19 protein-coding genes are annotated in these 22,749 nt (G+C 64.3%); 8 read left to right on the forward strand and 11 right to left on the reverse strand.

Going from position 1 to position 22,749, the window contains the following annotated elements:
* Nucleotides 1-233: 233 nt before the first annotated feature.
* The 7 genes from J1C48_RS09770 to J1C48_RS09800 all read left to right on the forward strand — a co-directional run bounded on the left by J1C48_RS09770 (nucleotide 234) and on the right by J1C48_RS09800 (nucleotide 8,347).
* Nucleotides 234-1,865 carry an ABC transporter ATP-binding protein gene (locus J1C48_RS09770; protein ID WP_207257658.1) on the forward strand — a complete coding sequence of 544 codons (1,632 nt, stop codon included), beginning with the start codon at nucleotides 234-236 and terminating at the stop codon, nucleotides 1,863-1,865.
* A gap of 265 nt (nucleotides 1,866-2,130) precedes the next feature.
* Nucleotides 2,131-2,634, forward strand: a complete 504-nt coding sequence (locus tag J1C48_RS09775) for a MarR family winged helix-turn-helix transcriptional regulator (RefSeq protein ID WP_207257659.1) — start codon at nucleotides 2,131-2,133, stop codon at nucleotides 2,632-2,634.
* Nucleotides 2,635-2,638: 4 nt separating this feature from the next.
* On the forward strand, nucleotides 2,639-3,334 hold the full coding sequence (locus J1C48_RS09780) for an SDR family NAD(P)-dependent oxidoreductase (RefSeq protein WP_207257782.1): 696 nt from the start codon (nucleotides 2,639-2,641) through the stop codon (nucleotides 3,332-3,334).
* Nucleotides 3,335-3,336: 2 nt separating this feature from the next.
* Nucleotides 3,337-4,668: an NAD(P)/FAD-dependent oxidoreductase gene (locus J1C48_RS09785; protein WP_207257660.1), complete on the forward strand. Its 1,332-nt coding sequence runs from the start codon at nucleotides 3,337-3,339 to the stop codon at nucleotides 4,666-4,668.
* A gap of 40 nt (nucleotides 4,669-4,708) precedes the next feature.
* On the forward strand, nucleotides 4,709-6,376 hold the full coding sequence (locus tag J1C48_RS09790) for a peptide ABC transporter substrate-binding protein (RefSeq protein WP_207257661.1): 1,668 nt from the start codon (nucleotides 4,709-4,711) through the stop codon (nucleotides 6,374-6,376).
* A gap of 121 nt (nucleotides 6,377-6,497) precedes the next feature.
* Complete coding sequence (locus J1C48_RS09795) at nucleotides 6,498-7,448, forward strand: ABC transporter permease (protein ID WP_207257662.1); 951 nt, start codon at nucleotides 6,498-6,500, stop codon at nucleotides 7,446-7,448.
* A 20-nt stretch (nucleotides 7,449-7,468) separates the two neighbouring features.
* Nucleotides 7,469-8,347, forward strand: a complete 879-nt coding sequence (locus tag J1C48_RS09800; RefSeq protein ID WP_207257783.1) for an ABC transporter permease — start codon at nucleotides 7,469-7,471, stop codon at nucleotides 8,345-8,347.
* Nucleotides 8,348-8,441: 94 nt separating this feature from the next.
* On the opposite strand, the gene J1C48_RS09805 is transcribed toward J1C48_RS09800, so the two are convergent.
* The 7 genes from J1C48_RS09805 to J1C48_RS09835 form a co-directional block, all read right to left on the reverse strand.
* Nucleotides 8,442-9,671 carry an MSMEG_0569 family flavin-dependent oxidoreductase gene (locus J1C48_RS09805; protein ID WP_231081686.1) on the reverse strand — a complete coding sequence of 410 codons (1,230 nt, stop codon included), beginning with the start codon at nucleotides 9,669-9,671 and terminating at the stop codon, nucleotides 8,442-8,444.
* A 119-nt stretch (nucleotides 9,672-9,790) separates the two neighbouring features.
* A complete protein-coding gene (locus J1C48_RS09810; RefSeq protein ID WP_207257664.1) occupies nucleotides 9,791-10,078 on the reverse strand; it encodes an MSMEG_0570 family nitrogen starvation response protein in 288 nt (95 codons plus the stop codon).
* Nucleotides 10,071-11,045 carry a sll0787 family AIR synthase-like protein gene (locus J1C48_RS09815; protein WP_207257665.1) on the reverse strand — a complete coding sequence of 325 codons (975 nt, stop codon included), beginning with the start codon at nucleotides 11,043-11,045 and terminating at the stop codon, nucleotides 10,071-10,073. Before J1C48_RS09815 ends, J1C48_RS09810 begins: the two co-directional genes overlap by 8 nt.
* The gene (locus J1C48_RS09820; RefSeq protein ID WP_207257666.1) at nucleotides 11,042-11,671 is read right to left on the reverse strand and encodes an MSMEG_0567/Sll0786 family nitrogen starvation N-acetyltransferase; all 630 of its coding nucleotides are present in this window, start codon (nucleotides 11,669-11,671) and stop codon (nucleotides 11,042-11,044) included. Before J1C48_RS09820 ends, J1C48_RS09815 begins: the two co-directional genes overlap by 4 nt.
* On the reverse strand, nucleotides 11,668-12,771 hold the full coding sequence (locus J1C48_RS09825; protein ID WP_425523494.1) for an MSMEG_0568 family radical SAM protein: 1,104 nt from the start codon (nucleotides 12,769-12,771) through the stop codon (nucleotides 11,668-11,670). Before J1C48_RS09825 ends, J1C48_RS09820 begins: the two co-directional genes overlap by 4 nt.
* Nucleotides 12,758-13,783 carry a Nit6803 family nitrilase gene (locus J1C48_RS09830; protein ID WP_207257668.1) on the reverse strand — a complete coding sequence of 342 codons (1,026 nt, stop codon included), beginning with the start codon at nucleotides 13,781-13,783 and terminating at the stop codon, nucleotides 12,758-12,760. The genes J1C48_RS09825 and J1C48_RS09830 overlap by 14 nt, the downstream gene beginning before the upstream one ends.
* 84 nt (nucleotides 13,784-13,867) lie before the next feature.
* Nucleotides 13,868-14,350, reverse strand: coding sequence for an MSMEG_0572/Sll0783 family nitrogen starvation response protein (locus J1C48_RS09835; protein ID WP_207257669.1), 483 nt, complete (start codon nucleotides 14,348-14,350; stop codon nucleotides 13,868-13,870).
* A gap of 286 nt (nucleotides 14,351-14,636) precedes the next feature.
* On the opposite strand from J1C48_RS09835, the gene J1C48_RS09840 reads away from it, so the two are divergent.
* A complete protein-coding gene (locus J1C48_RS09840; protein ID WP_207257670.1) occupies nucleotides 14,637-16,010 on the forward strand; it encodes an aminotransferase-like domain-containing protein in 1,374 nt (457 codons plus the stop codon).
* A gap of 270 nt (nucleotides 16,011-16,280) precedes the next feature.
* On the opposite strand, the gene J1C48_RS09845 is transcribed toward J1C48_RS09840, so the two are convergent.
* Genes J1C48_RS09845 through J1C48_RS09860 form a run of 4 tightly spaced genes read right to left on the reverse strand, consistent with a single transcriptional unit; the run spans nucleotide 16,281 to nucleotide 22,700 of the window.
* A complete protein-coding gene (locus tag J1C48_RS09845; protein ID WP_207257671.1) occupies nucleotides 16,281-18,053 on the reverse strand; it encodes a hydantoinase B/oxoprolinase family protein in 1,773 nt (590 codons plus the stop codon).
* An 11-nt stretch (nucleotides 18,054-18,064) separates the two neighbouring features.
* On the reverse strand, nucleotides 18,065-20,140 hold the full coding sequence (locus J1C48_RS09850; RefSeq protein WP_231081685.1) for a hydantoinase/oxoprolinase family protein: 2,076 nt from the start codon (nucleotides 20,138-20,140) through the stop codon (nucleotides 18,065-18,067).
* Between the two features lie 45 nt (nucleotides 20,141-20,185).
* Nucleotides 20,186-21,574: an amidase gene (locus J1C48_RS09855; RefSeq protein ID WP_231081684.1), complete on the reverse strand. Its 1,389-nt coding sequence runs from the start codon at nucleotides 21,572-21,574 to the stop codon at nucleotides 20,186-20,188.
* Between the two features lie 16 nt (nucleotides 21,575-21,590).
* Nucleotides 21,591-22,700 (reverse strand): ABC transporter ATP-binding protein, encoded by a 1,110-nt coding sequence (locus tag J1C48_RS09860; protein WP_207257673.1) that lies wholly within the window; start codon nucleotides 22,698-22,700, stop codon nucleotides 21,591-21,593.
* Between the last annotated feature and the right edge of the window lie 49 nt (nucleotides 22,701-22,749).

Here is a 22,749-nt window from a genome sequence, read left to right on the forward strand (position 1 = left end):
ATTATCGTGCAGAAGAGGGACGATCACGGGACTGGCCCGTGCCTGTGCGGCTGATGACGAAATGGCCTGAAAATTGCTTTTGTCAGGACAGATCGACTAAAGCATCGGGCCGAAAATCGATTCCGATTTTCGGTAAGCGCGATGCGTCAATCCAGAGAGTGAGAGCGTCCTGTCTGCGTCCGATAGGACGCAGGGCGCTCTCATTGGCAGAAGAAAACCCAAAGGACAGCACGATGCCGACAGCTTCACCAAGCGGCGCCAAACTCCTGACAGTCGAAAATCTGACCGTCGCCCTGCCCGCCGCGATGGACCGCGATTTTGCCGTCGAGGCGATCAGCTTCGAACTCGCCGCGGCCGAAACTTTGTGCATCGTCGGCGAATCCGGTTCCGGCAAGTCCGTCACCGCCAATGCCATCATGGGACTGCTGCCGGACTCGCTGACCATCCAGAGCGGCCGCATTCGGCTGGACGGAGAAGACCTCCTCGATGCCTCTCCGGCTCGGCTGCGGGACTTGCGCGGACGGCTCGTCTCCATCGTCTTTCAGGATCCGCTTTCCGCGCTGAACCCGCTGATGACCATCGGCGACCAGATCGCCGAGGTGATCGATGCCCATCGCCGCCACGGCAAAATTGATAAGCAGGCGCGCGTCGTTGAACTCCTCACCGAGGTGGGGCTGCCCAATCCGGAGCTCATCCAGAAACAATATCCATTCCGCCTGTCCGGCGGCCAGCGCCAGCGGGTGATGATCGCGATGGCGTTGGCGCTCGAACCCTCGGTGCTGATCGCCGACGAGCCGACGACGGCTCTTGACGTGACGACCCAAGCCCAGATTCTCGAACTGATTCGGATGATCCAGCAGCGAAAGGGCATGGGCGTCATGTTCATCACCCATGATTTCGGTGTCGTCGCCGAAATCGCCGATCGGGTGATCGTCATGGAAAAGGGCCACCTGGTGGAGCAAGGCAAGGCACGCGACGTGCTGCAGACGCCGCGGCACCCCTACACCCAGGGTCTGATTGCGGCAGTTCCGCGGATGAGCGAAGCCGCAGTTCATGGCGCCAGCCAAACGCCCGTGGTGCTCTCGGCAAGCGGGCTGAAGAAGACCTTCCGCGTTGCCGGCGGATTTATGAAGCCGTCCCGCACGGTCACGGCCGTCGACGACGTCGCGATTGAAGTGCGCAAAGGCCAGACCGTCGGCATCGTCGGCGAGTCGGGCTCTGGCAAGTCAACCCTTGGCCGGGTTTTGATGAAGATCCTCGATCCCGAGGCCGGGACCATCCATTTCAACGGCCAGGATGTGGCGAAGATGCCGGAGGCCGAGTTTCGCCGCCACCGCCCGTTAATCCAGATGATTTTCCAGGATCCGTTCGCTTCGCTCAACCCGCGGCAGACCGTTGGCCGAATTCTGACTTGCGGGCCGATGGAGCACGGGCTGGGGCGCGCCGAGGCGAAAAAGCGGGCCGAGCGGCTGCTGGCGCGGGTGGGATTATCGCCCTCGGCCTTCGAGCGCTATCCCCATGAATTTTCCGGCGGCCAGCGCCAGCGGGTGGGCATCGCCCGGGCGCTGATGTTCGACCCGGAGCTGATCATCGCCGACGAAGCCGTTTCCGCCCTCGACGTTTCGGTGCAGGCGCAGATCCTCGATCTTCTCGCCGAGATCAAGGACGAGATGAAGCTTGCAATGATTTTCATCACCCATGATTTGCGGATTGCCAGCCGCATTTGCGACTCGGTGCTGGTGATGCAGCGGGGAAAGACGGTGGAAGCCGGTCCGCCGAGCGAAGTCTTCCAGACGCCGAAACACGATTACACCCGCCAGCTCGTCGCAGCCATCCCCGGCGGACGCTGGGACCGGGCAGCGTAAAGCCGGCCGGCGGCCGAAGCGTCGATTGAAAGAGTGAGAGCGTCCTGTCCGCGTCCGATCAGACGCAGGGCGCTCCTAACCGCCGGGCGCCGTCTTATGGCGTCCTCATTCAGCGCAATTTTCAGGCACTCATACTCGACGATAAAAATCTCATCCAAAACTAGTTGACATCGTCCATTACATTTATGACACTTTGCCGTACTTGAACCGTCATGCGTGGACGTCGCCAGACGGCCAATTCGCACCGTCCATGCTGGAGCCGGCCATGGCAGCCGAAAGCCACGCCAAACAGTCTACCGTAACACGCGTCGATGACGTCGATCTCGATGTCCTCGAAGATACGCTGAGTTTCTTCATCCGAAGCCTCAATCTCGCCGTGAGCCGGGATCTCGACGCCCGGCTCGACGGGCTCGACGTCGCGCGCGGGACCGGCAAGGTGACGGCTCTCTTTTTGATCGGCCGCCATCCCGGCATCCGGCCGTCGGTGATCGCCGCAGCCGCGATGATGGACCGCTCAGCCATCGGCCGGGTGCTCGACGGCATGGAGCGCCATGGGCTGGTCCGACGCGAGCCGGACTCCGAGGACGGGCGCGTGCAGGCGCTGTTCTTGACCGAAGCGGGCGAGACACTCGCGGCCGAGGTGCGTGCGATCGTGCGCGAGTCCCGCGCTTTCTTCCACGACATGTCCGATAGCGAATACGCCCAGGTCGTCGACCTGTTGCGCAACATCTACTGGCGCATCGTCAAGAGTCACAGTGGACGGGGATGACATGATGACGGGCCAACCGACCGCTCTGATTTCCGGCGCCAATCGCGGCATCGGCGCCGCCGTCGCGCGGCGGCTGGCGCAAGATGGCTGGGCCCTTTCGTTGGGGATGCGCGATCCGGTCCTGCCGGACTTCGCTGATCCCGACCGAACGCACCTGTTTGCCTACGACGCCACGGCGAAGAGCGAGGCGGCCTGGGTTGCCGAAACGATGGCGCGCTTCGGCCGGATCGACGCGATCGTCGCCAATGCCGGGATCATGATCCCAAAATCGGTGATCGAGGCTGAGGACGACGAGCTCGACACGATGCTCGCGGTCAATGTCAAAGCACCGCGCCGGCTGGTGAAGGCTGCGTTCGAACCTTTGGCCGAAAGCGGACGTGGCCGGGTAATCATCCTTGCTTCGCTCTCCGGCAAACGGGTGAAATCCGAAAAATCCGGCCTTTATGCCATGACCAAATTTGCCGCCGTGGCGCTCGCTCATGGCATCCGTCAGGCCGGCTATCATCGCGGCATCCGCGCCACCGCCGTTTGTCCGAGTTTCGTCGCCACCGATATGGCGCGCGCGCTGACCGATCGTGACGAGGCGAGCCTGACCGATCCATCCGAACTCGCCGATGTCATCGCTATGCTGATCGGCCTTTCGAACACGGCGAGTGTCGCCGAATTTGCTGTGAACTGTCAGCTCGAGGAGCAGTACTGACTATGCCCGGCCCCTTCGTCACTCCCGTCCATGGCGATCTCGACCTGCCGCAGGCGGTCGACGTCGTCGTCATCGGCGGCGGGATTATCGGCGTCTCAACAGCGCTGGAATTGGCCGAGCGTGGCGTCAGTGTCGCCTTATGCGAAAAAGGCGGCATCGCGCAGGAGCAGTCCAGCCGCAACTGGGGTTGGGTCCGGATCTCCCGCCGCGACCCGCGCGAAGTGCCGCTGATGGCCGAGTCGCTGCGGATCTGGGAGGATCTCGACCGGCGCGTCGGCCGCCCCACCGGGTACACCCGCGCCGGCATCGTCTTTTGCTGCGAGAACGACACGGACGTTCAGAACTACAGCAACTGGACGCGCCATCTCGAACCCTGGCAGATCGAAGCACGCATGCTCGATTCGACGGAATTCGCGGCGATGTTCCCGGAGGCGCAATTGCCGGTCAAGGGCGCACTCTACACGCCCGCGGATGGCCGTGCCGAACCGCAGCTCGCCGCGCCCGCGATCGCCGAGGCCGCCCGCGACAAGGGCGCGACGATCCTGACCGAATGCGCGGTGCGCGGCATCGAGACGGCGGGCGGCCGAATTTCCGGCGTTGTCACCGAACGCGGCCGGATCGCTTGTTCGTCTGTGGTGCTCGCAGGCGGAGCCTGGTCGAACCTCTTCTGCGGCCTTTACGGCCTCGACCTGCCCCAACTCACGGTGCTCGCCTCGGTGCTGCGGACCAAGCCTCTCGAAGGCGGGCCGGACCAGGCGATCTGGGCAAAGGACTTTGCCTGTCGCAAGCGGCGGGACGGCGGCTATAGCATCGCCTCAGGCCACGAAAATATCGTCGACATCGTGCCGAATTCGTTCCGCTACGCGCGCCAATTCCTGCCGGCCCTGCTGGAAGAATGGAACTCACTCAATTTTCGCCTCTCCTGGCGGTTCTTTGACGAGGCCCGCCAACCACGCACATGGGCGCTTGATGAGGCTAGCCCCTTCGAATATTGTCGCGTGCTCGATCCTGAACCATCTAAGCGTATGACACAAAAGGCGCTCACCGAGCTCAGCCGCGCTTTTCCTGCCTTCGCCAAGGCCGAAGTTGCCCAGCATTGGGGCGGCCGCATGGACGTCACCCCCGACGCTATCCCGGTCATTTCGGCGATCGACGCTATTCCCGGATTCCACGTCGCCACCGGCTTTTCCGGCCACGGCTTCGGCATCGGCCCTGGTGCGGGCCGCCTGATGGCCGACATCGTGATGGACCGTACGCCGGTCGTCGACCCGCATGAGTTCCGCTTCTCCCGCTTCACGGACGGTTCCAAGATCCGCCCGATGACCGGCTTTTAGCATTGCAGGCAGGCCCCCATTGACCAAAAGGATTCAGGATATGGCAGACGATCAAACTCCCTCGTGGTTTCGCCCGTCGCGGCGCCAGGTGCTTTCGCTGATCGGCGCGTCAAGCGCCGGGCTCGTCGTCCCCGGCCTGTTCGGCAGAGGCGAAGCATGGGCCGCCAAGCCCGCAAAGCCGACCGGGCAGGTGATCGTCGGCTTCTCGCAGGAGCCCACCGTCTTCAATCCCCACCTGCTGCATATCGAGGTCGACGAAGGCATTCACTTCTCCGTCTTCGACCCGCTGTTTTTCATCGACGAGAAGGGTGAATTCCAGCCGGGGCTGGCCACAGAAGTCCCGACGATCGACAATGGCGGCATCTCGGAAGATGGCCTGCACTGGAAGATCAAGCTGCGCGACGGGGTCAAATGGCACGACGGCAAGCCGTTCACCGCCGAAGACGTCAAATTCACCCTCGAACTTCTGGTCGATCCGAATTTCAAAAGTTGGCGCCGCGACGGCCATAACCTGGTCGAGAACCTGACAGTCGTCTCGCCGACCGAGCTGACCTTCGATCTGAAGACGCCTTACGCTCCCTATTCGTCGATCCTGGCCGCGACCTTCATCGTCCCGAAGCACAGCTTCGAGGGCGTTGATCCCAACAACGCACCGTTCAACAACGCACCGATCGGCACCGGCCCGTTCAAATGGGTCGAGCGGATGGCCGGCGATCACATCACGCTGGCCGCCAACGACGGCTATTTCGGCGACGGCCCGTATCTCGAACGGCTGATCTACAAATACATCCCGGATCTGACCGTCCTCTACACCCAGTTCAAGACCGGCGACATCGACGTCGTCGGCGTGCAGTGGATCAGCCCCGACAAGTATCAGGAAGCCAAGGATCTGCCGGGCAAGGTTGTCACGGTGGTGCCGATGGGCACCGTCGAGTCCTTCACCTTCAACATGGCGCGGCCGCAGTTTCAGGATCAGAAGGTGCGCGAGGCGCTCTATTACGCCCTCGACAAGAAGACCATCATCGACGCGCTTTATTACGGCCTGCCGACACCAACCGAAACCTACATGCCGCAGCAGTCGGCCTATTACAACGCCGATCTGCCAAAGCATGAATACGACCCGGAGAAAGCCAAGAGCCTGCTCGACGAGGCCGGCTGGAAGCCCGGCAGCGATGGTATTCGCGAAAAGGACGGAGTGCGGCTCGCCTTCACCAACTCGACCACCGCTGGCAACCATATTCGCGAACAGGCCCAGCAGTTCATCCAGCAGTCCTTCAAGGATATCGGCGTCGACATGCAGATTTCCAATCTGCCGCCGGCGGTGATGTGGGGCGACTACTGGATGCAGTCGAAATTCGACTCTGTCGTCGTCGGCATCGACTTCTTGACCGGAGCCGACCCGGACGTTTCGACCTATCTCTCCCCGACCGCGATCCCCGCAAAAGGTGGCGGCGGCCAGAACACCTGGGAATATGAGAGCGCGGAAGTCGGCAAGCTGTTGAAAGAAGGCGGGACGAGCTTCGACACCAAGGTCCGAAAGGCGGCCTATCTGAAGCTGCAGGAGGTGGTGCGCCATGATCTGCCGTTCCTGCCGATCTTCCAATACGCCGCGGTGCGCGGCCACAAGAACGGCATCGAGGACGTGATCCCCAACATCAATGTCCGTATCGACACCTGGAATGTCGGCGGCTGGTACTGGGACCAATAAGCACTAGACCCTGGCCGGCTCTTGCGGGCCGGCCAGGGGTCTTTCTCAATCAACGTCACATGAAATCCCGCGGCCGGCATATTGGCGCGGGGCGGTGCGCAAAGCGAAAGCGAGAGCGGCGATGGTGCGCTTTCTCCTCGGACGGTTGTGGCAAAGCCTCGTCCTCCTGGTCATCGTCTCGGTGATCGGGTTCTTCGTCCTCAACCTCGCGCCGGGCGGTCCGCTGTCGCAATTTGCGCTCACGCCGGGCATGTCGGACGCGCAGCTCGCCCGCATCGCTCATCAGATGGGCCTCGATCGCCCGCTACCGGTGCAATATTGGGAATGGTTCACGCGGCTGCTTCAGGGCGATTGGGGCCGGTCCTATCGCGACAATCAGCCGGTTCTCACGGTGATCTGGAGCCATCTCCTCGCGACGCTGCTGTTGATGGGCACCTCGACCGTGATCTCCGTCCTGATCGGCACCTGGGTCGGCGTGCTCGGCGCCCTCAGACGCTATTCGGTCTTCGACTACGCCGCCACGGTAGGCGCCATGGTGGCGCTGTCGATCCCGACCTTCTGGTTCGGCCTGATCGCGATCTATCTGTTTTCGCTGCGGCTTGGCTGGTTGCCGGCCGGGAACATGTACACCATCGGCGACGGCTCGTTGCTCGATTACGCCGTCCATTTAATCATGCCGAGCGTCGTCCTGGCGCTGGTCAATGTCGCGGTCTGGAGTCGCTACATGCGCACCGCCGTACTCGACGTCATGACGCAGGATTTCATTCGCACCGCCAAGGCGAAGGGCCTCACCCGCACCGCGGTGCTGACCCGACACATTCTCCGCAACGCCCTCGTTCCGATGGTCACTCTTCTCGGCTTGCAGCTGCCGACGATCCTCGGCGGCGCGCTGGTGACCGAGACCGTCTTCACCTGGCCCGGCATGGGCCGGCTGTTTCTCGATAGCCTCGGTTACAGCGACTATCCGGTGGTGATGGGGCTGCTGATGCTGTCGGCCATCCTGGTGCTGATCGGCAATCTCCTCGCCGACATCGTGGTCGCCGTCATCGATCCGCGGATCCGGCTGGGCTGAAGGGATAACCGATGACCGAGATGACATTTCAGACCGACCCCGCCCCCACAGAGCGCTGGTGGCAGCGCCGCGTCGTCAAGCGCTTCCTGCGCCATCGCCTCGCCTTATTGGGCCTTGCGATCATCGTTGTGATGGTGCTTGCCTGTCTCGTCGGCCCGCACCTTCTGCCCTTCGACGATCTTTATATCGACTTGCGCGCGCGCTTCTCGCCGCCATTCACCGGCGCCCACCTTCTCGGGACTGATCCGCTCGGCCGCGACGTCGCCGCCCGCCTTTTCATGGCCGGTCGGATCTCGCTCCTCGTCGGGTTCGCCGCGATGCTGATCTCCACCGTCTTCGGCAGCCTGATTGGCGTCGTCGCCGGCTATTACGGCGGCAAGGTCGGCGCCGTCCTGATGCGCTTCGTCGATGCCGTCCTGTCCTTCCCGCAGATCTTTCTCCTGTTGGCGCTCGCCGCTTTCATCAAGCCGAGCCCGATCATGATCACGGTGATCATCGCCGCGACGAGCTGGATGGAAATTGCCCGCATCGTCGAAGCCGAGATCAAGTCGCTGCGCGAGCGCGATTTCATTCTGGCCGCCCGCACGCTCGGTCTGCCCAACGCCCAGATCATGTTCCGCGAGCTCCTGCCGAACGCCATCGGCCCGATCATCGTCGCGGCGACACTGACGGTCGCCCGCGCGATCCTGCTCGAAGCCTATGTCAGCTTCCTCGGCTACGGTATCCAGCCGCCGCTGCCGAGCTGGGGCAACATGCTGAACGGCGCCCAGCAATATCTCGACTCCGCCCCTTGGCTCGCCATCGTCCCCGGCGTCGCGATCACTTTGGCGGTCACCGGCTTCAACTTCGTCGGCGACGGCCTGCGTGACGCCCTCGACGCCCGCAGCGACCTGACCTGAGACGAGCAGCGCAAGGGTCACGCGCCGCGCGTCCTTCAGGTCGCACAAACAAACGGCGCTCTCAATCACGGCAGAAAGCCCGATGCGCTGAAGCTCACACCGCCAACTTGCTTCGCGCGTGGCGGCGAGCAATGATATCGGCGAGGTGGCGGCTATCCTCGTCGATGGCGAGGAAGCGGCCGGAGCCCCAGGTATTGAGCCAGCCAAGGCCGATGAAATAGCAGCCCGGCTTGGCGGTGACGCCGCGATCGAAGACCGGTTTGCCGCGCTCGTCGAAGACGTCGATGTCGATCCAGGAATAATCCGGCCGAAAGCCGATCGCCCAGATGACGGCGGTGATGCCGAGGGTGTGGGCGTCGATCGCGGTCACGTCCCGGTCCGGATGCCAGACCGGTTCATAAGGCGGCTCGAGCGGCGCATCGATCCCCTCGCGGGCGATATAGGCGTCGATCTGATCGCGGATGCCGCAATAGCTGCGGTCGGCATCGTCGAGATTGGCGGCGAGATCGGGCAAGAAGGAAATGCGCTCCGCCGCCATGTCGGCGAGCGAGCCATAGAGCGAAACACCGTCATCGCGGGCAAAGCGGCGCAGGTCGATCTCCCTGCCGCCATCGCGTCCGGAGAGATAGTGGTTGGTCTGGCTCAGCGCTTTGGCCGGATCAGGATGCTCGGCGATGGTGACAGCGTAATAGCCCATGTCGTAGAGCCAGTCGGTGGCGTCGCGGCCGCGATATTTCCGCGGGCTGCGCGGTGCCGGCCCGACAGCCATGTGCACCTTGCGGCCAGCGCGGACGAGGTCGTCCATAATTTGGACACCGGATTGACCGGTGCCGACGACGAGGCAGGCCCCGGCCGGCAATTGTGACGGACGACGATAGTCGCGCGAATGCAGCTGCATGATTGCTGGATCGAGATGCGCCGCGTAAGGTGGGACGATCGGCGTGTCGTAGCCGCCGCTCGCAATCACCACCTGATCGGCTGACCAGACGCCGAGGGTCGTCTCGATCCGGTATCGTTTCTCGTCCGGGCTGACCCGCCAAACCTGCACGCCCTCAAGCAGCGGCGGCGCGAAACTTTGCGCGAAGCGGTCGAGATAGTCGACGATCTCATCCCTCGGCATGAAGCCGTCGGGATCGTCCCCGTCATAGGGAAAATGCGGCAGCCGGCACTGCCAGTTCGGTGTGACCAGGCAAAAGCTGTCCCAGCGATCGACCCGCCAGGAATGGAAGCGCCGATACCGCTCGAAAACGACATGGTCGATGCCGCGGTCGACCAGATGACGGCTGACGGACAGTCCGGCCTGTCCGCCCCCGATGACGGCCACCGGGACATGCCTTGGCCGCTCGACTTGCCGGGGATCTGGCTCACTCGCCGCGCCCGCAGACCACGCCGGGCTGATCTCCGCAACCCGCTGACTCGCCCGATCGCATCCCGCCATGCCGCTCATCCTTCAATCGCGACGCAAACCACGCTGGCGCCGTCGCGAGCCTCAAATTCCCGCCCCCGCGCTTCGATGCGCGCGAGCTGTCCCATCGCCGCCGTGCATGCAAAGCCGTATTTCGCTGCAACCCGGTCGGAGGCTTCCGTCAGGCCGGCCCGGGCGCGCGCAAGAAATTCCGCCAAAGCATAGGTCTCGCCGACATCGAACTGGCGCTTGATCGCGGTCGAGGGCGAGTAGCATCGCTCCTCGGTGCCATCCGGCCAGCGCAAGGTGAAGTGGACTTCAGGCATCGACGAGATCCCGAACCGGTGACCGCAAATAGGGTTCGGTCCGCCAATCCCAGAAGGTCGCCGCCGAGGACGCGGTGCAAAAGGTCACGGCGTTGCCTTCGACCACACGGCCAATGACCTCCGCCTCAACCGCTTCAGCCGCAAAGACGGCGCGCGTCGCCTCGACCCGATCGGGCGCGACCGACAATAGAAAGCCGAAACTCGGAAAGGTTCGGAGCCACCGCTCCAGTGCCGTTCCAGCGGGCGGCCTGATCCGATCGACGTCGAGTTCGATCCCGACGGCCGCGGATTCGGCAAGCATCAGCGCCGTGCCGGCGATGCCGCCCTGGCTGATATCCTTGCCGGCCAGAACGAGACCCCCTTCGGCCAAACGCGGCAGGCAATCCAGCTGCGCGCGCAGACGTCGAGGATCCGCCTCGAGCGCGGCACAGAAATTGTCGAATTGCGGCCGGTAGTGCCCCCGCATGTCGATCGCGGCAAGAAGCACGTCACCCGGTTCCGCATCGAAACTGCTCAGAAGATGTCGTGCCTTGCCAAAGACGGTCACCGCAAGTCCGGCATCGGGGCTGGCAAGATTGCTATGCCCGCCAACGATCGGGACGCCGTAGGCTGCTGAAGCTGATCGCAGACCGTCGAGAATCGGCCGCGCGATATTTGCGGACGGCGCCCAGATCTGATCGACCAGCGCAACCGAACGGCCGCCCATCGCGGCAATGTCGGACAGATTGACCATGACGCCGCACCAACCGGCGAACCACGGGTCTTCAGCGACGAAGCGCGGCATGAACCCTTCGCCCGCAAGCAGATCATAACCGCCGTCGTCGCGCGGCAGAATGGCTGCATCATCGCCAGGTCGCCCAAGACTTTCTTCGCTCAGCCCAAGCCGCGCCGTCGCCTGCGCGATCGCTCGTTTGCCGCAGATCGACGGGTGCGCACGCAGAGCGTCGGCAAGCGTCTCGAGCCTCATGCGGATACGCTCCATTGCGGCCATGATGGCGCCAAGAGCGCCGGCACGCCTTCGCAGGCCTGCCGCGAACGGGAGCGGATCGCTGGCCGGCCTTGCGACGCGAGACTGAGCCAGCCGACCTGCGGATCGGCGACCGGCTCGTAGCAAGTGAGATCGGCCCGCATCAGGGCATGCGGCACGCCGTGAACGACGACCTCGTCCTCAATCGACCAGCCGAGCTTGGCGAACAGCGGCACGTTCTGCCGCTGCACATGGGCGAAAAACCGATCACAGCCGCGCCCCTTGGCGGTGGAGACGGCCAACCGGATCAACTGCCGGCCCAGCCGCCCGACGGCGCGGAACTCTTGATCGACGGCCAGGCGCGAGCCCCACCACAACCCCGGCTCGGCCTCGTGGATCCGCACCGTGCCGACCACCTCGTCGGCTTCATGGGCGTAGGTGGAAAGAGCGACCAGCGTCGTCGCAACCGCGTCGATCGCGTCACGGTCGTGGTCTTTGAAGATCTGCTGCTCTTCGACAAATACCCGGTGGCGCAAGGCGGCGGCTCCGCGCGCTTCATAGAGCGCCGTCGCCGCGCGAATGAAAAAGCCGGGGCAGTAAAAGACCGTGGGACCGAACGCCTTCATGGCCGTTTTCCGAGCGCTTCATAGGTCGAGAGCGCCGAGCAGGCGCCGCAGCGGCCGCAACCTGCCTTGATGTCTGACGATCGCATGCCGGCTGCGACGATCATCGCGCCAAGCGGCCGCAGGATCGCCGCCATGAAATCGGCGGTCGGCGCTGGATGGCTTTCGAGCGGCGTGCCGGAGATCGGCACGAAGGGAACAACAAACGGATAGACCCCGATGGCACAGAGCTGCTCGCCCGTCGCCAGGATGGCCTCTTTGCTATCGCCGAGACCGGCCAGAATATAGGTCGAGACCTGTCCCCGCCCAAAGACCGCCACCGCCGCCTCAAAGCTCGCCAGATATTTGTCGACGGGAACGCTCGCCTTGCCGGGCATGACCCGCGCGCGCACTTCTGGCGTCACCGCTTCGAGATGCATGCCGAGCGCGTCGATCCCGGCGGTCTTCATGCGGACGAACCAGGCATCGTCCTGCGGCGGCTCGCATTGCGCTTGGATCGGCAGATCGACCGCCGCCTTGACCGCGCGGGCGCTATCGGCCAGCACCGCGGCGCCGCGATCGGGCCCCTTCGGCGTGCCCGTCGTCATCACCATGTGTTCGACACCGTCGAGTTCGACGGCGGCCTTGGCGACCTCCGCCAGCTGTTCCGGCGTCTTGTGCGCGAGGGTTCGGCCGGCGGCGAGGGACTGTCCGATGGCGCAGAACTGGCAGGCCTTCTTCCGGCTTTCGTAGCGGATGCAGGTCTGCAGCACCGTCGTCGCCAGAACGTTGCGGGCGTGAAGAACAGCGATCTGGTTGTAAGGAATGCCGTCGGCGGTGGTCAGGTCGTAAAAACGCGGCCGGGGCGGGAACTTGACCGTCGCAACGGCCGCGCCGTCTCGGGTGACCCGCGCGCGGCCCGCAGCGTCCGGCGCTTCGACGACGTAGGGACTTTGGAACGCCGGTGCCGTGTGCACCGGAACCATCACGGTCGTCCGACCAAGGGTGACCGCCTTGTGATCGGACGGCCCCGCACCGCCGCGTCGGCTCTCATGGCCGACGCGCGGGTCGACGAGACGCATTCCGCGGGTCTGCAGATCGTTGATGAGATCAGACTCGAGCATCGGTCGCCTCCGCATCCTGCAAGTTGTCGATAGCGCGCCGCTGCTCTTGCGGCCCCATCTCCGTCAGTCCGACAATCTCGTGTACCGATCCGTGCACCGGGCGCGCCGGGCGAGCGTCGTGAACAAGGTGTAAAAGTTCCGGCCGCGCATAGTGCCCGACCGAATCCATCATCCGCTTGCGCTTGGTGATGAGCTTCATGTCGAGGTCGGCCACGACCATCCCCTCGCCATGGATGAGCGGCTTGGCCAGGTGCCGGCCCTCCGGCGAAACGATGCAGGTCATGCAGCCGTCGCGAAGGCCCCTCTGCAGCTTTGGATCGGGGTGGATCGCCTGGATCTGCTCGTCGCTCAGCCAGCCTGTCGCATTGACGACGAAGCATCCGGATTCCAAGGCGTGGTGGCGCAGCGTGACCTCGATCTGCTCGCCGAAAATCGGCCCGACCAGACTGCCGGGAAACTGCGCGGCGTGGATCTCCTCGTGCTGCGCCATGAGCGCGTAGCGGGCGAGCGGATTGTAGTGTTCCCAGCAGGCGAGCGCGCCGATCCGGCCGACGGCGGTCTCAACCACCGTCAAGCCCGAGCCATCCCCCTGCCCCCAGATCATCCGCTCATGATAGGTCGGGGTGATCTTGCGGCGCTTGAGGCGCAAGCTTCCGTCGGCATCGAAGATCAGCTGCGCATTATAGAGCGAGCCATGGTCGCGCTCGTTGACCCCGAGCACCACGACGACGCCGCGCCGGCGCGCTGCGTCAGCGACGGCCTCGGTTTCCGCCGAGGGTACCGTCACGGCTTCCTCGTAAAGCTTCAGATGCGGCGCGCCTTGCTGAACCGGCGGCAGCACGAAGGAAAAATATGGATAATAGGGGACGAAGGTCTCGGGAAAAACGATGAGTTCGGCGCCCTTTTCGGCCGCTTCGGCGATCGCGTTCAGAACACGTTCGATCGTCCCCGCTCTGCCGGACAGGTCGGGTGCGATCTGAATCGCCGCGGCGCGCACGCTATCGCTTGGCATGGTGTCGCCCTCGTCAATGTCGCGAAGCGAGCCGGCGCGATGTGTCGCACCGCCGGCTCCTTGGCATGAGACCGTTGGATCCGGTCAAAGCGTCCAGGTATCGATAACGACGGCATTCGCCTTCTTGTGGAGGAGAATGCAGTCGAGAACGTCCTGCGGGGCGATCGGCCTGATCCCCGGCAGCAACGCCGGTTCGCCGTGGCCATACAGTGCCTGGAGCGCAAAGCGGCAGGCATAGACCTTGCCGCCCTCGCCCATGAACTTCTTCAAATTGGCGGCGAAGTTCTGATGGCCGGGAAAGGCTTCATCGCCGAGGGTCGGAAACCCGCGCTGAATACCGAGCGTCACGCCCGGCCCGTAGAGCAGGATCGTCGTCTCGAACCCTTTTCGATTCAAGCGAATGGCGTTGAGGATATTGACCAGGCCGATGGAGCCTTCGAAGGCGACGGTGTGAAAGGCAACGAGAGCTTTTTCGCCCGGGTCCGCTTTGACATCCTCGAAGACCTTCTCCTCATAATCAACGAAGAAGTCGCCATCCTTATGCGCTTCTGCAGTGACTGCCGGCATCCGAACCTCCTGTTGCCGTGAAACATGGATAAAGGTTGCTGAGCAGAATAATTGCAGTCAATATCCATTATATTATCCATACAATTTTTTTAAGGCGGCAGGATTTATTGATTATGTTATGGCTTGATTGCATGTTTTTTTTGCACGATTTTGGCAAAAATTCTGCAAAAATGCCGAAATTTCGACGTCTTTCGCGTTTTTGCCATTTACCGCAATATTCCATACAATGTCGATTTCGTCAGGCGGCCGGCCGCGCCGGTCAAGCGGCTGTCAAGAGGCAATGACTATGTTGGATTGGATCCCGGAGATCCGGCGCGACGGCAAACCGCTCTATCTCGAGATCGCCGACAAGCTGGAAAGCGACATCCGGATCGGCAAATTAAAGGCCGGTGAGCGGCTTCCGCCCCAGCGCCGGCTCGCCAAACGATTGGCGATCGACTTCACGACGGTCTCCCGCGCCTATGCGGAGGCGCAAACGCGTGGCCTTGTAGACAGCCATGTCGGTCGCGGCACCTTTGTCGCACCGCCGGCGGGGCGAACCGACCGGGTCGATCCGGATCGCGCGGCGTCGGAAGACGCTACGATGAACATGCCGCCGGAGACCCGCGATGCCGCGCTGATCGGCAAGATGCGGGCGGGGCTCGACTATGTCGGCGCCAATCTCGTGTCGCTTTTGCGCTATCAGTCTCCGACCGGCAGTGTGAAGGACAAGATCGCCGCATCCTCCTGGCTATCGATGCGCGGCATGGTGCCGAAGCTCGAGCGGATCGCCGTCACGCCCGGCGCCCACGCGACCATGACGGCGGTGCTTTCGCTGAAGACCGAGCCGGGCGACACGGTGCTGTGCGAGGCAATCACCTATCCGGGATTTCGCGGCATCGCCAAGCTCTTGCGGCTCAACGTGGTCGGGCTGCCGATGGATGCGGCCGGGATCCGGCCCGACGCGCTCGACGCCGCCATCAGGCGCCATCGCCCGAAGATGCTTTACGTCAATCCGACCCTGCAGAACCCGACGACGATCACCATGCCGACCGACCGCCGTCTTGCGGTGGCGGAAATCCTCAACGATCGGCAGCTGCCGGCGATCGAGGACGACGCCTACGGGTTCATCCCGCCGAAAGCGCCCGCCCCCTTGGCGGTGAGCGCGCCGGATCTGATCTGGCATATTGGCGGCTTGGCGAAATGCATCGGCGCTGGGCTGCGCCTGGCCTTTACGGTCGCTCCCAGCGGCACCGACGCCAACGCGCTCACCCAGGCGCTGCGTGCGGCGAGCGGCATGGCCTCGCCGATTTCCGTCGCCCTCGCCACCCATTGGATCGAGGATGGCACCGCTGACGGCATCCGCCGCTTTATTCGCGCCGAGAGTGCCGCGCGCCAGTCGATGGCCGCCGATCTCCTGGCGGGGCTGGATTTCGCCGCCGACCCTTACGCCTTCAACATCTGGCTGCGCCTGCCGCCCGGCCGCTATGGCCGTGCCGACGTGATGGGCCGGCTTGCCAACCGCCATCTGGCGGCGATGCCCTCCGACTCCTTTACCGTTTTGGGTCAGCCGCAGGAGGCACTGCGGATCTGTCTCGGCGGCTCGATCACCCGCGACGAGCTCGTCGCCGATCTGCGCTTCCTCGCCAGTGCCTTGAACGCACGGGACTGGTTCTCGTAACCGCCCTCCATGGCGGGCGACTCCGCGGAGGCGGGCCGATGTGTTAGAGCGCCCTGCGTCCTATCGGACGCAGAAAGGTCGCTCTCACCCTTTGAATCGACGCATCGGCCCGAAAATCGATTCCGATTTTCGAGCCGATGCTCGAGCGCCAGAATCTCATGCGGACGCGATCGCAGAGTGATCCGAAACGATGCCTGACGTTTCGGATCACGTCATGCTGCAAAACAACGACTTCGAGCGGAATGGCGATCCGGTTCATCGCATTCCACGCTAACGCCGCATGTCGTAACGCAAGCTTTGGGTCGCCTCGGCATCGACGGCAAAGCCGTAGCCGTCATCGACCGCGATCAGCGCAACGCCATAGTCGGCCTTGGCGTGCTCGGGTTTGATGAAGCCGTCCAGCACGTCGTCGAGCACCTTTTGCGGGTCGCGGTCGAGCGGGTCGCCATAGCCGCCCCCCGACGGCGAGAAATAGGAAACGACATCGCCCTTTTCGGTTCGAAGCCCCGAGAACTTCGAATATTCCAGCCGGATCTCCTCCGGCCGGTCGACATTGTAGATCTCCATCTTGCCGCAATAGCCGTCCTTGCCGCCGAACACGCCCCAGGGCGCATCAAGGTGGCGATCGCTTTCATGGGTCATGAATCCCGGCGTCAGATAACGCTGCGACTTCACCACCCCGGCCCCGCCGCGGAACTTGCCGGCGCCCGGCGCGGCATCGTCACGGACCTCATAGCGGTCGCAGATCAGCGGCAGATGCATGCCGAGATCTTCGAGCGGGTTGTTGCGGGTGTTGCGCATCAGCTCCTCGACCGTGTCCGGGCCGTCGGAAGCCGGGCGGCCGCCCATCGCCGCCTCGTTCACTTCAAGAAACACCCAGTAGTCGCCATTCGGCCGCACCCCCGAGAAGGCCGCGAAGGACAGGGTCGCGGCGTTGCCGGCGGTGCAGCGTTCCGGCAGCACCGGGGCGAGCGCCTTGATCACCAGATCCGCCATCCGCTGGATCTGGCAGAACCGCGCCTCGGCGGCGGCCGGAGCCACCGGGTTGAAGATGCAGCCCTTCGGCGCGGTCACCGTGATCGGCCGGAACGAACCCTCGTTCTGCGGAATGTACTCCGCATTGGTATAGGTATCGAGCAGCATCGCCCGGAAGACGAAGAAGGCCGCGACCTTGGTCGAGCCCTCAAAGGGAACGTTGAAGGCCGTCGGCACCTGCGGCGACGAGCCGGTGAGATCGACCTCGACCCCGTCGCCTCGGATCTTCACGGTCACTTTGATCGGCAGCGTCTTGTCGCGGCTGCGGCCATCGTCGTCGAGAAAGCCCTCGGCGGTATAGTCACCGTCAGGGATCTTGGCGATCTCCCGGCGCATCATCGTCTCGGTGTAGTCCATCAACTGATGGGTGGCCTGGATCACCGTGTCCTTGCCATAGGTCTTGAGCAACTCTTCGAAGCGCCGCACGCCGAGCTCGGCCGAAGCGATCTGGGCTTCGAGATCGCCCATCACCAAGCTCGGAACGCGGGTGTTGTCGCGGATATACTTCCACAGGGCTTCGTTGCGGGTTCCGGCCGTGAACAGCTTCACGCCATCGAGCAGCATGCCCTCGGCGAACATGTCCGGCACATCGATGATCAGACCCGGCGTCGCCGCGCCGATATCGACGTGATGGGCGGTGTTGGCCGAAAAACCGACCAGTTCGCCCTCGTGAAACACCGGCATCACGATGGCGATGTCCGGCGAGTGACTGGCGCCCTTATAGGGGTGATTGTGGATGACGCAGTCGCCCGGCTGCCAGGCATCGAGCGGCACCGTCTGCTCGATGCCGCGCAGATAGCCCGGCAAGGAGCCGATATGCATCGGCGTTGAATCCGACTCGCACAGCGTGTTGTAGCCGGTGTCGAACAGCCCGGCGCCGAGGTCCTGGCTCTCGCGGATGATCGAGGAATAGCTCATCCGGTAAAGCACGTTGCCCATCTGCTCGGCGATCGAGTGCAACGCACCGCCGACGACCTGCAAGGTAATCGGATCGAGTTCCGTGGTCATGGCGCTCTCCTTCAAACGCGGGTGATGCGGATGTCGCCATGGGCGAGCACGGTGGCGAGAAATCCGGGGGGCACCAAGGTCGTGGAATTGTGCTGGGTGATCAGAGCCGGACCGGCGACGGTATCACGGGCCAAGAGCTTGGTGCGGTCATACCTTGGCGTATCGACAGGCACCCCGTCCTCGAAGACGGTCTTGCGCACATGCAGCAGCGCGTCGTCGGGATTGGCCCGCCCGCCTTCGGCAAGACTGGGCAGCCGCAGCGGCTCGACGGCGGCGCTGGCGACGACGCGCAAGGTGACGCCCTCGGTCACCTGATCGCGGAAGGCGTGGCCGTATTGCTGTTTGTGAACGTCGAAAAAGTTGTCGATGACGACCTTGACGTTGTCCTCGCGCAGCGGTTCGGCCGGCATTTCGGCCCGCAGCTCGAAGCCTTGGCCGACATAGCGGCACTCCATGATCTTGCGGAAGCGGCGATCGGCAACAGCGATGCCGTCGGCGTCGAGCTGCGCGTTCGCCTCGGCGATCAGCTCGTCGGCGACCGCGTTGATCTTGGCGAAAGTCTCGGCGTCGGCGCTGTTTAGCATGGCAACGACCGAGCGCGTGTACTCATACTGCAAATCGGTGACGAGCAGGCCCATTGCGGCGGTGATGCCCGGCTGCAGCGGCGAGACGACGTCCTTGGCGTGGATCATCTCGCCGAGCGCCACCGAATGCAGCGGCCCGGCGCCGCCGAAGCCCATCAGCGTGAACGAACGCGGATCGATGCCCTTGGCGACGGAGTTGGCATTGATCGCCAGCGCCATGTTGTTGTTGATGATCTTCAAGATGCCGAGCGCGGCGGTGGTCACGTCCATGCCGAGTGGGCCGGCGATGTGTTCGGCGATCGCAGCCTTGGAGCGCTCGGGATCGATGCTGAGATCGCCGCCGAGGAAGTGTTCGGGATCGAGGCGGCCGAGCACCACCTGGGCATCGGTCACCGTCGGCTCGGTGCCGCCGCGGCCGTAGCAGGCCGGTCCCGGCGAAGCCCCGGCCGAGCGCGGGCCGACGCGGAAAGCGCCGCCCGGATCGATATAGGCGATCGATCCGCCGCCGGCGCCGATCGCATCGATGTCGATCATCGGCACCAGGACCGGCAGGCCGGCGACCTCGGTGTCGCGCGGGTTCTTGATCCGCTGCTCGCCATTCTGAATGACCGAGATGTCGGCCGAGGTGCCGCCGATATCGATGGTGATGACATTGCCGGTGTCGCAATGGCCACCGGTCCAGCGCCCGCCGATGACGCCGCCGGCCGGGCCCGACAGAAGCAGGCCGATCGGCTGCTCGGAGGATTTTGCGACCGTCGAGATGCCGCCGTTCGACTGCATGATGCGGACCATCGCGGTGACGCCGTTGTCCCGCAGCCGGCCCTCGAGGCGTTTGAGATAGAGCGCCGTCTTCGGCCCGATGTAAGCGTTCATCGCGGTCGAGGAGAAGCGCTCATATTCGCGGATGACGTTCACCACTTCGAGCGAGGTGCAGAGATAGGCGTCCGGCAGCACCTCCCGGACGATCGCCTTGGCGCGCTGCTCGTGGGCGTCGTTGAGGAAGGAGAAGAGAAAGCCGATGATGATCGCGTCGATGCCGCGCTTCTTGAACAGCTCGGCCGCCGCGCGCACCTCGTCCTCGTTAAGCGCAACCTCGACGCTGCCGTCCGGCGGCATGATGCGCTCGGTGATCGCGATGCGGTTGCGCCGCTTGACCAGCGGCTTCGACTGCCAGGGCACGTCGAACTGCAGCGAGAAATTATGCGGCCGCTTGTGCCGCGCCATGTGCAGGATGTCGCGAAAGCCTTTGGTCGTCAGCATGCCGACCTCGGCGCCATTGCGCTCGATCACCATGTTGGTGGCGACCGTCGTGCCGTGGAAGAGAATGTCGATCTCACCCGGCTCGACGCCCGCTGCTCGGCAGACCTGCAGCACGCCGGCGACGACGCCCTCGGACTGATCATGGATCGTCGACGGTACCTTGGTGACGACGACTTCCTGCTCTCCGTTGCGGGTGCGCTCCAACACCACATCGGTGAAGGTGCCCCCGACGTCTACGCCCACTCTGATCATCGTTCGCCCGTTCCCATTGCAATGGTCATGAATGTCTCAAGCCTCGCCGCGAATTGCCGCCTCGGCCGCAAGGCCGAAGCCAAGGAGGCGCTCGTCCTCGCCGCCATTGGCCGCGAGAAGAAAACTGGTCGGCATACCGGCCGTGCCGGTCCCGTTGGGGACCGCAAGCCCCGGCAGGTTGAGGAAATTGCCGATCGCTGTGTTGCGCAGCGTCTTTAGATTGACGCGATGAAACAGCGCATCGTCGGCTTCGAGCGGCGCGATCGCCGGTGCGACATGCGGCGTCGTCGGCATCGCCACGAGCGCGCCGTCAAGCTGCCGCCGCAGCGCCGCAATGCCCTGTGCGCGCGCCCGCTGCAAGGTGATCAGATCGGCCGCGCGCATCGCCGCGCCGCCCTTGATCCGCGCGACCACCCGGCGGTCGATGCGGGTGACGTCTGGCCCGTCGACCTGGTCGCGATGCTCGACATAGGCCTCGGCGGCGGTGATCGTGCCGAACTCGGCGGCCAGCCGCGCGGCTTCGTCGAGTGGTTTGAGCGGCGCAGTGACGATTTTTGCGCCGCCCTGCTCCAGCCGTCGAAGGCTTGCCTCGAAATTCTCCGCCACCGCCGGTTCGAGATCGGCACAGACAATGCCGTTCGCAACGACGACGGTCAGTCCGCTCAGAGCTCGCCGGCAAATCGGCGTCGCGACGGCGCCGCGCAAAACGATGTCGAGGCCGACGCAGTCCGCCACCGAGCGCGCCAGCGGCCCGACCGTGTCGAGGCTCCGGGACAGCGCGAAGACGCCGCGCTTATCGATCCGCCCCTCGGACGACTTGTAGCCGACGAGGCCGTTAAAGGCCGCCGGGACCCGCACCGAGCCGCCGGTATCGGTGCCGATGGCGCAGGCGGCAAGCCCCGCCGCCACCGCCACCGCCGAGCCGGACGAGGAGCCGCCCGGCACTCGCGGCGTTTGGGGATCGTGCGGATTGATCGGCGTGCCGAAATGCGGATTGAGGCCGAGGCCGGAATAGGCAAATTCCGATAAATTCACCTTGCCGAGACAGACCATCCCGGCCGCCGCGGCATGGGCCGCGATCGGCGCGTCGGCTGCTGCCGGCGGCGCATGGCGATAAAGCGCAGAGGCGGCGGTGGTCGGCTCGCCGGCGAGATCGATGAGATCCTTCCAGGCGATCGGCACACCGTCGAGGCATGAGGCGGGCGTTCCGGCGCCAATCCGCTGCTCGGCTGCCGCCGCCTCGGCCAAGGCACGCTGGCGTGTGATCGCCAGGAAGACCGGCGAAGTCTGCGCCTCGATCCGCGACAGGTAGAATTCGCTCAGCGCTACCGGGCTCGCCTGCCCGGCCGCAAAGGCTTGCGCAATCGCCATCGCCGGCATGGCGGCAAGTTGCTCCAGCGCGATCATCGATGGCGCCCCTGCCATGAACCGATGCCGCCACTCATGCCGCATCCGCCACGATCGTCACCCGGTCGGGCCGCCAGCTGAGATGAACCGGCGTGCCGGGCGCAATCCCCCGGCCGGAGAGCATCTCCCGGTGGGTTTCGAGCCGCACCTCAAGCGCGTCGTCGAGCCGGACGGAAACGTAGACGACCTGTCCGACCGGGTCGAGCGCGGTGCAGGTGCCGTCGACGCCGGCCATGTCCTGGCGCTCGGCGCCCCCCACCGCTTCGATACCGACATATTCCGACGGCACCACGGCATAGGCCGCGTGGCCGGTGACCGTTTTGCCTCGATCGAAGGTCGGCAGACCTGACAAGGGGCCGAAGCGGGTCGCAATCACCGCCCGGTCGGCGGCCGCTTCCGCCAGCGTTCCGTCGATGATGTTGTTGCGGCCGATGAAACGGGCGACGAACGGGCTTTGCGGCCGGGTGTAAAGCTCGAATGGCGCCGAGATCTGCTCGACCTTGCCGGCATTCATGACCACCACCCGATCGCCCATGCTGAGTGCCTCGGACTGGGCGTGGGTGACGAAGACGAAGGTCAGACCGAGATTGCGCTGGAGGAGCTTCAGCTCCTCTTGGATCGACTTTCGCAAATTGGCGTCGAGCGCGCCCAGGGGTTCGTCGAGCAACAGGATATCCGGCTCGGTGACAAGGCCGCGCGCGAGCGCCAGCCGCTGCTTCTGACCGCCCGCAAGCGCGCCTTCCTTCGCGCCGGCGACCGATCCAAGCTCCAGCTTGTCGATGATCGCATCGACCCGCCGCTTGATCTCGGCGGACGGCAGCTTGCGCACCCTCAGGCCGAAAGCGACGTTCTCCCACACCGTCATATGCGGGAAGATCGCGTAGTTCTGGAAAATCGTCGCGGTCGGCCGCTTTTCTGCCGGCACATCGGTGAAGTTGCGATTACGGATCAACAGATCACCGGAGCTGATGCTCTCCAGCCCGGCGATCATCCGCAACGTCGTGGTCTTGCCGCAACCCGAAGGACCGACAAAGGAGATGAACTCTCCGCGCTTGACCCTGAGATCGAAGCCCTCCACGGCAACGGTGCCGCCAGGATAGACCTTGCGCAGCTGAACGAGTTCGAGATCGATATCGGCGGCCATCGGCGCCCACTCCTCGCAGGAATTACGCCGAGCACGGACCTCGCCCGCG

Origin of the sequence: Jiella flava (assembly GCF_017349315.1) — a bacterium.
Taxonomy (GTDB): Bacteria; Pseudomonadota; Alphaproteobacteria; order Rhizobiales; family Rhizobiaceae; genus Jiella; species Jiella flava.

Coding starts and splice junctions, on each gene's coding strand:
- J1C48_RS09770 (WP_207257658.1), top strand. CDS start 234: ATGCCGACAGCTTCACCAAGCGGCGCCAAACTCCTGACAGTCGAAAAT.
- J1C48_RS09775 (WP_207257659.1), top strand. CDS start 2,131: ATGGCAGCCGAAAGCCACGCCAAACAGTCTACCGTAACACGCGTCGAT.
- J1C48_RS09780 (WP_207257782.1), top strand. CDS start 2,639: ATGACGGGCCAACCGACCGCTCTGATTTCCGGCGCCAATCGCGGCATC.
- J1C48_RS09785 (WP_207257660.1), top strand. CDS start 3,337: ATGCCCGGCCCCTTCGTCACTCCCGTCCATGGCGATCTCGACCTGCCG.
- J1C48_RS09790 (WP_207257661.1), top strand. CDS start 4,709: ATGGCAGACGATCAAACTCCCTCGTGGTTTCGCCCGTCGCGGCGCCAG.
- J1C48_RS09795 (WP_207257662.1), top strand. CDS start 6,498: ATGGTGCGCTTTCTCCTCGGACGGTTGTGGCAAAGCCTCGTCCTCCTG.
- J1C48_RS09800 (WP_207257783.1), top strand. CDS start 7,469: ATGACATTTCAGACCGACCCCGCCCCCACAGAGCGCTGGTGGCAGCGC.
- J1C48_RS09810 (WP_207257664.1), bottom strand. CDS start 10,078: ATGCCTGAAGTCCACTTCACCTTGCGCTGGCCGGATGGCACCGAGGAG.
- J1C48_RS09815 (WP_207257665.1), bottom strand. CDS start 11,045: ATGAGGCTCGAGACGCTTGCCGACGCTCTGCGTGCGCACCCGTCGATC.
- J1C48_RS09820 (WP_207257666.1), bottom strand. CDS start 11,671: ATGAAGGCGTTCGGTCCCACGGTCTTTTACTGCCCCGGCTTTTTCATT.
- J1C48_RS09825 (WP_425523494.1), bottom strand. CDS start 12,771: ATGCTCGAGTCTGATCTCATCAACGATCTGCAGACCCGCGGAATGCGT.
- J1C48_RS09830 (WP_207257668.1), bottom strand. CDS start 13,783: ATGCCAAGCGATAGCGTGCGCGCCGCGGCGATTCAGATCGCACCCGAC.
- J1C48_RS09835 (WP_207257669.1), bottom strand. CDS start 14,350: ATGCCGGCAGTCACTGCAGAAGCGCATAAGGATGGCGACTTCTTCGTT.
- J1C48_RS09840 (WP_207257670.1), top strand. CDS start 14,637: ATGTTGGATTGGATCCCGGAGATCCGGCGCGACGGCAAACCGCTCTAT.
- J1C48_RS09845 (WP_207257671.1), bottom strand. CDS start 18,053: ATGACCACGGAACTCGATCCGATTACCTTGCAGGTCGTCGGCGGTGCG.
- J1C48_RS09855 (WP_231081684.1), bottom strand. CDS start 21,574: ATGGCAGGGGCGCCATCGATGATCGCGCTGGAGCAACTTGCCGCCATG.
- J1C48_RS09860 (WP_207257673.1), bottom strand. CDS start 22,700: ATGGCCGCCGATATCGATCTCGAACTCGTTCAGCTGCGCAAGGTCTAT.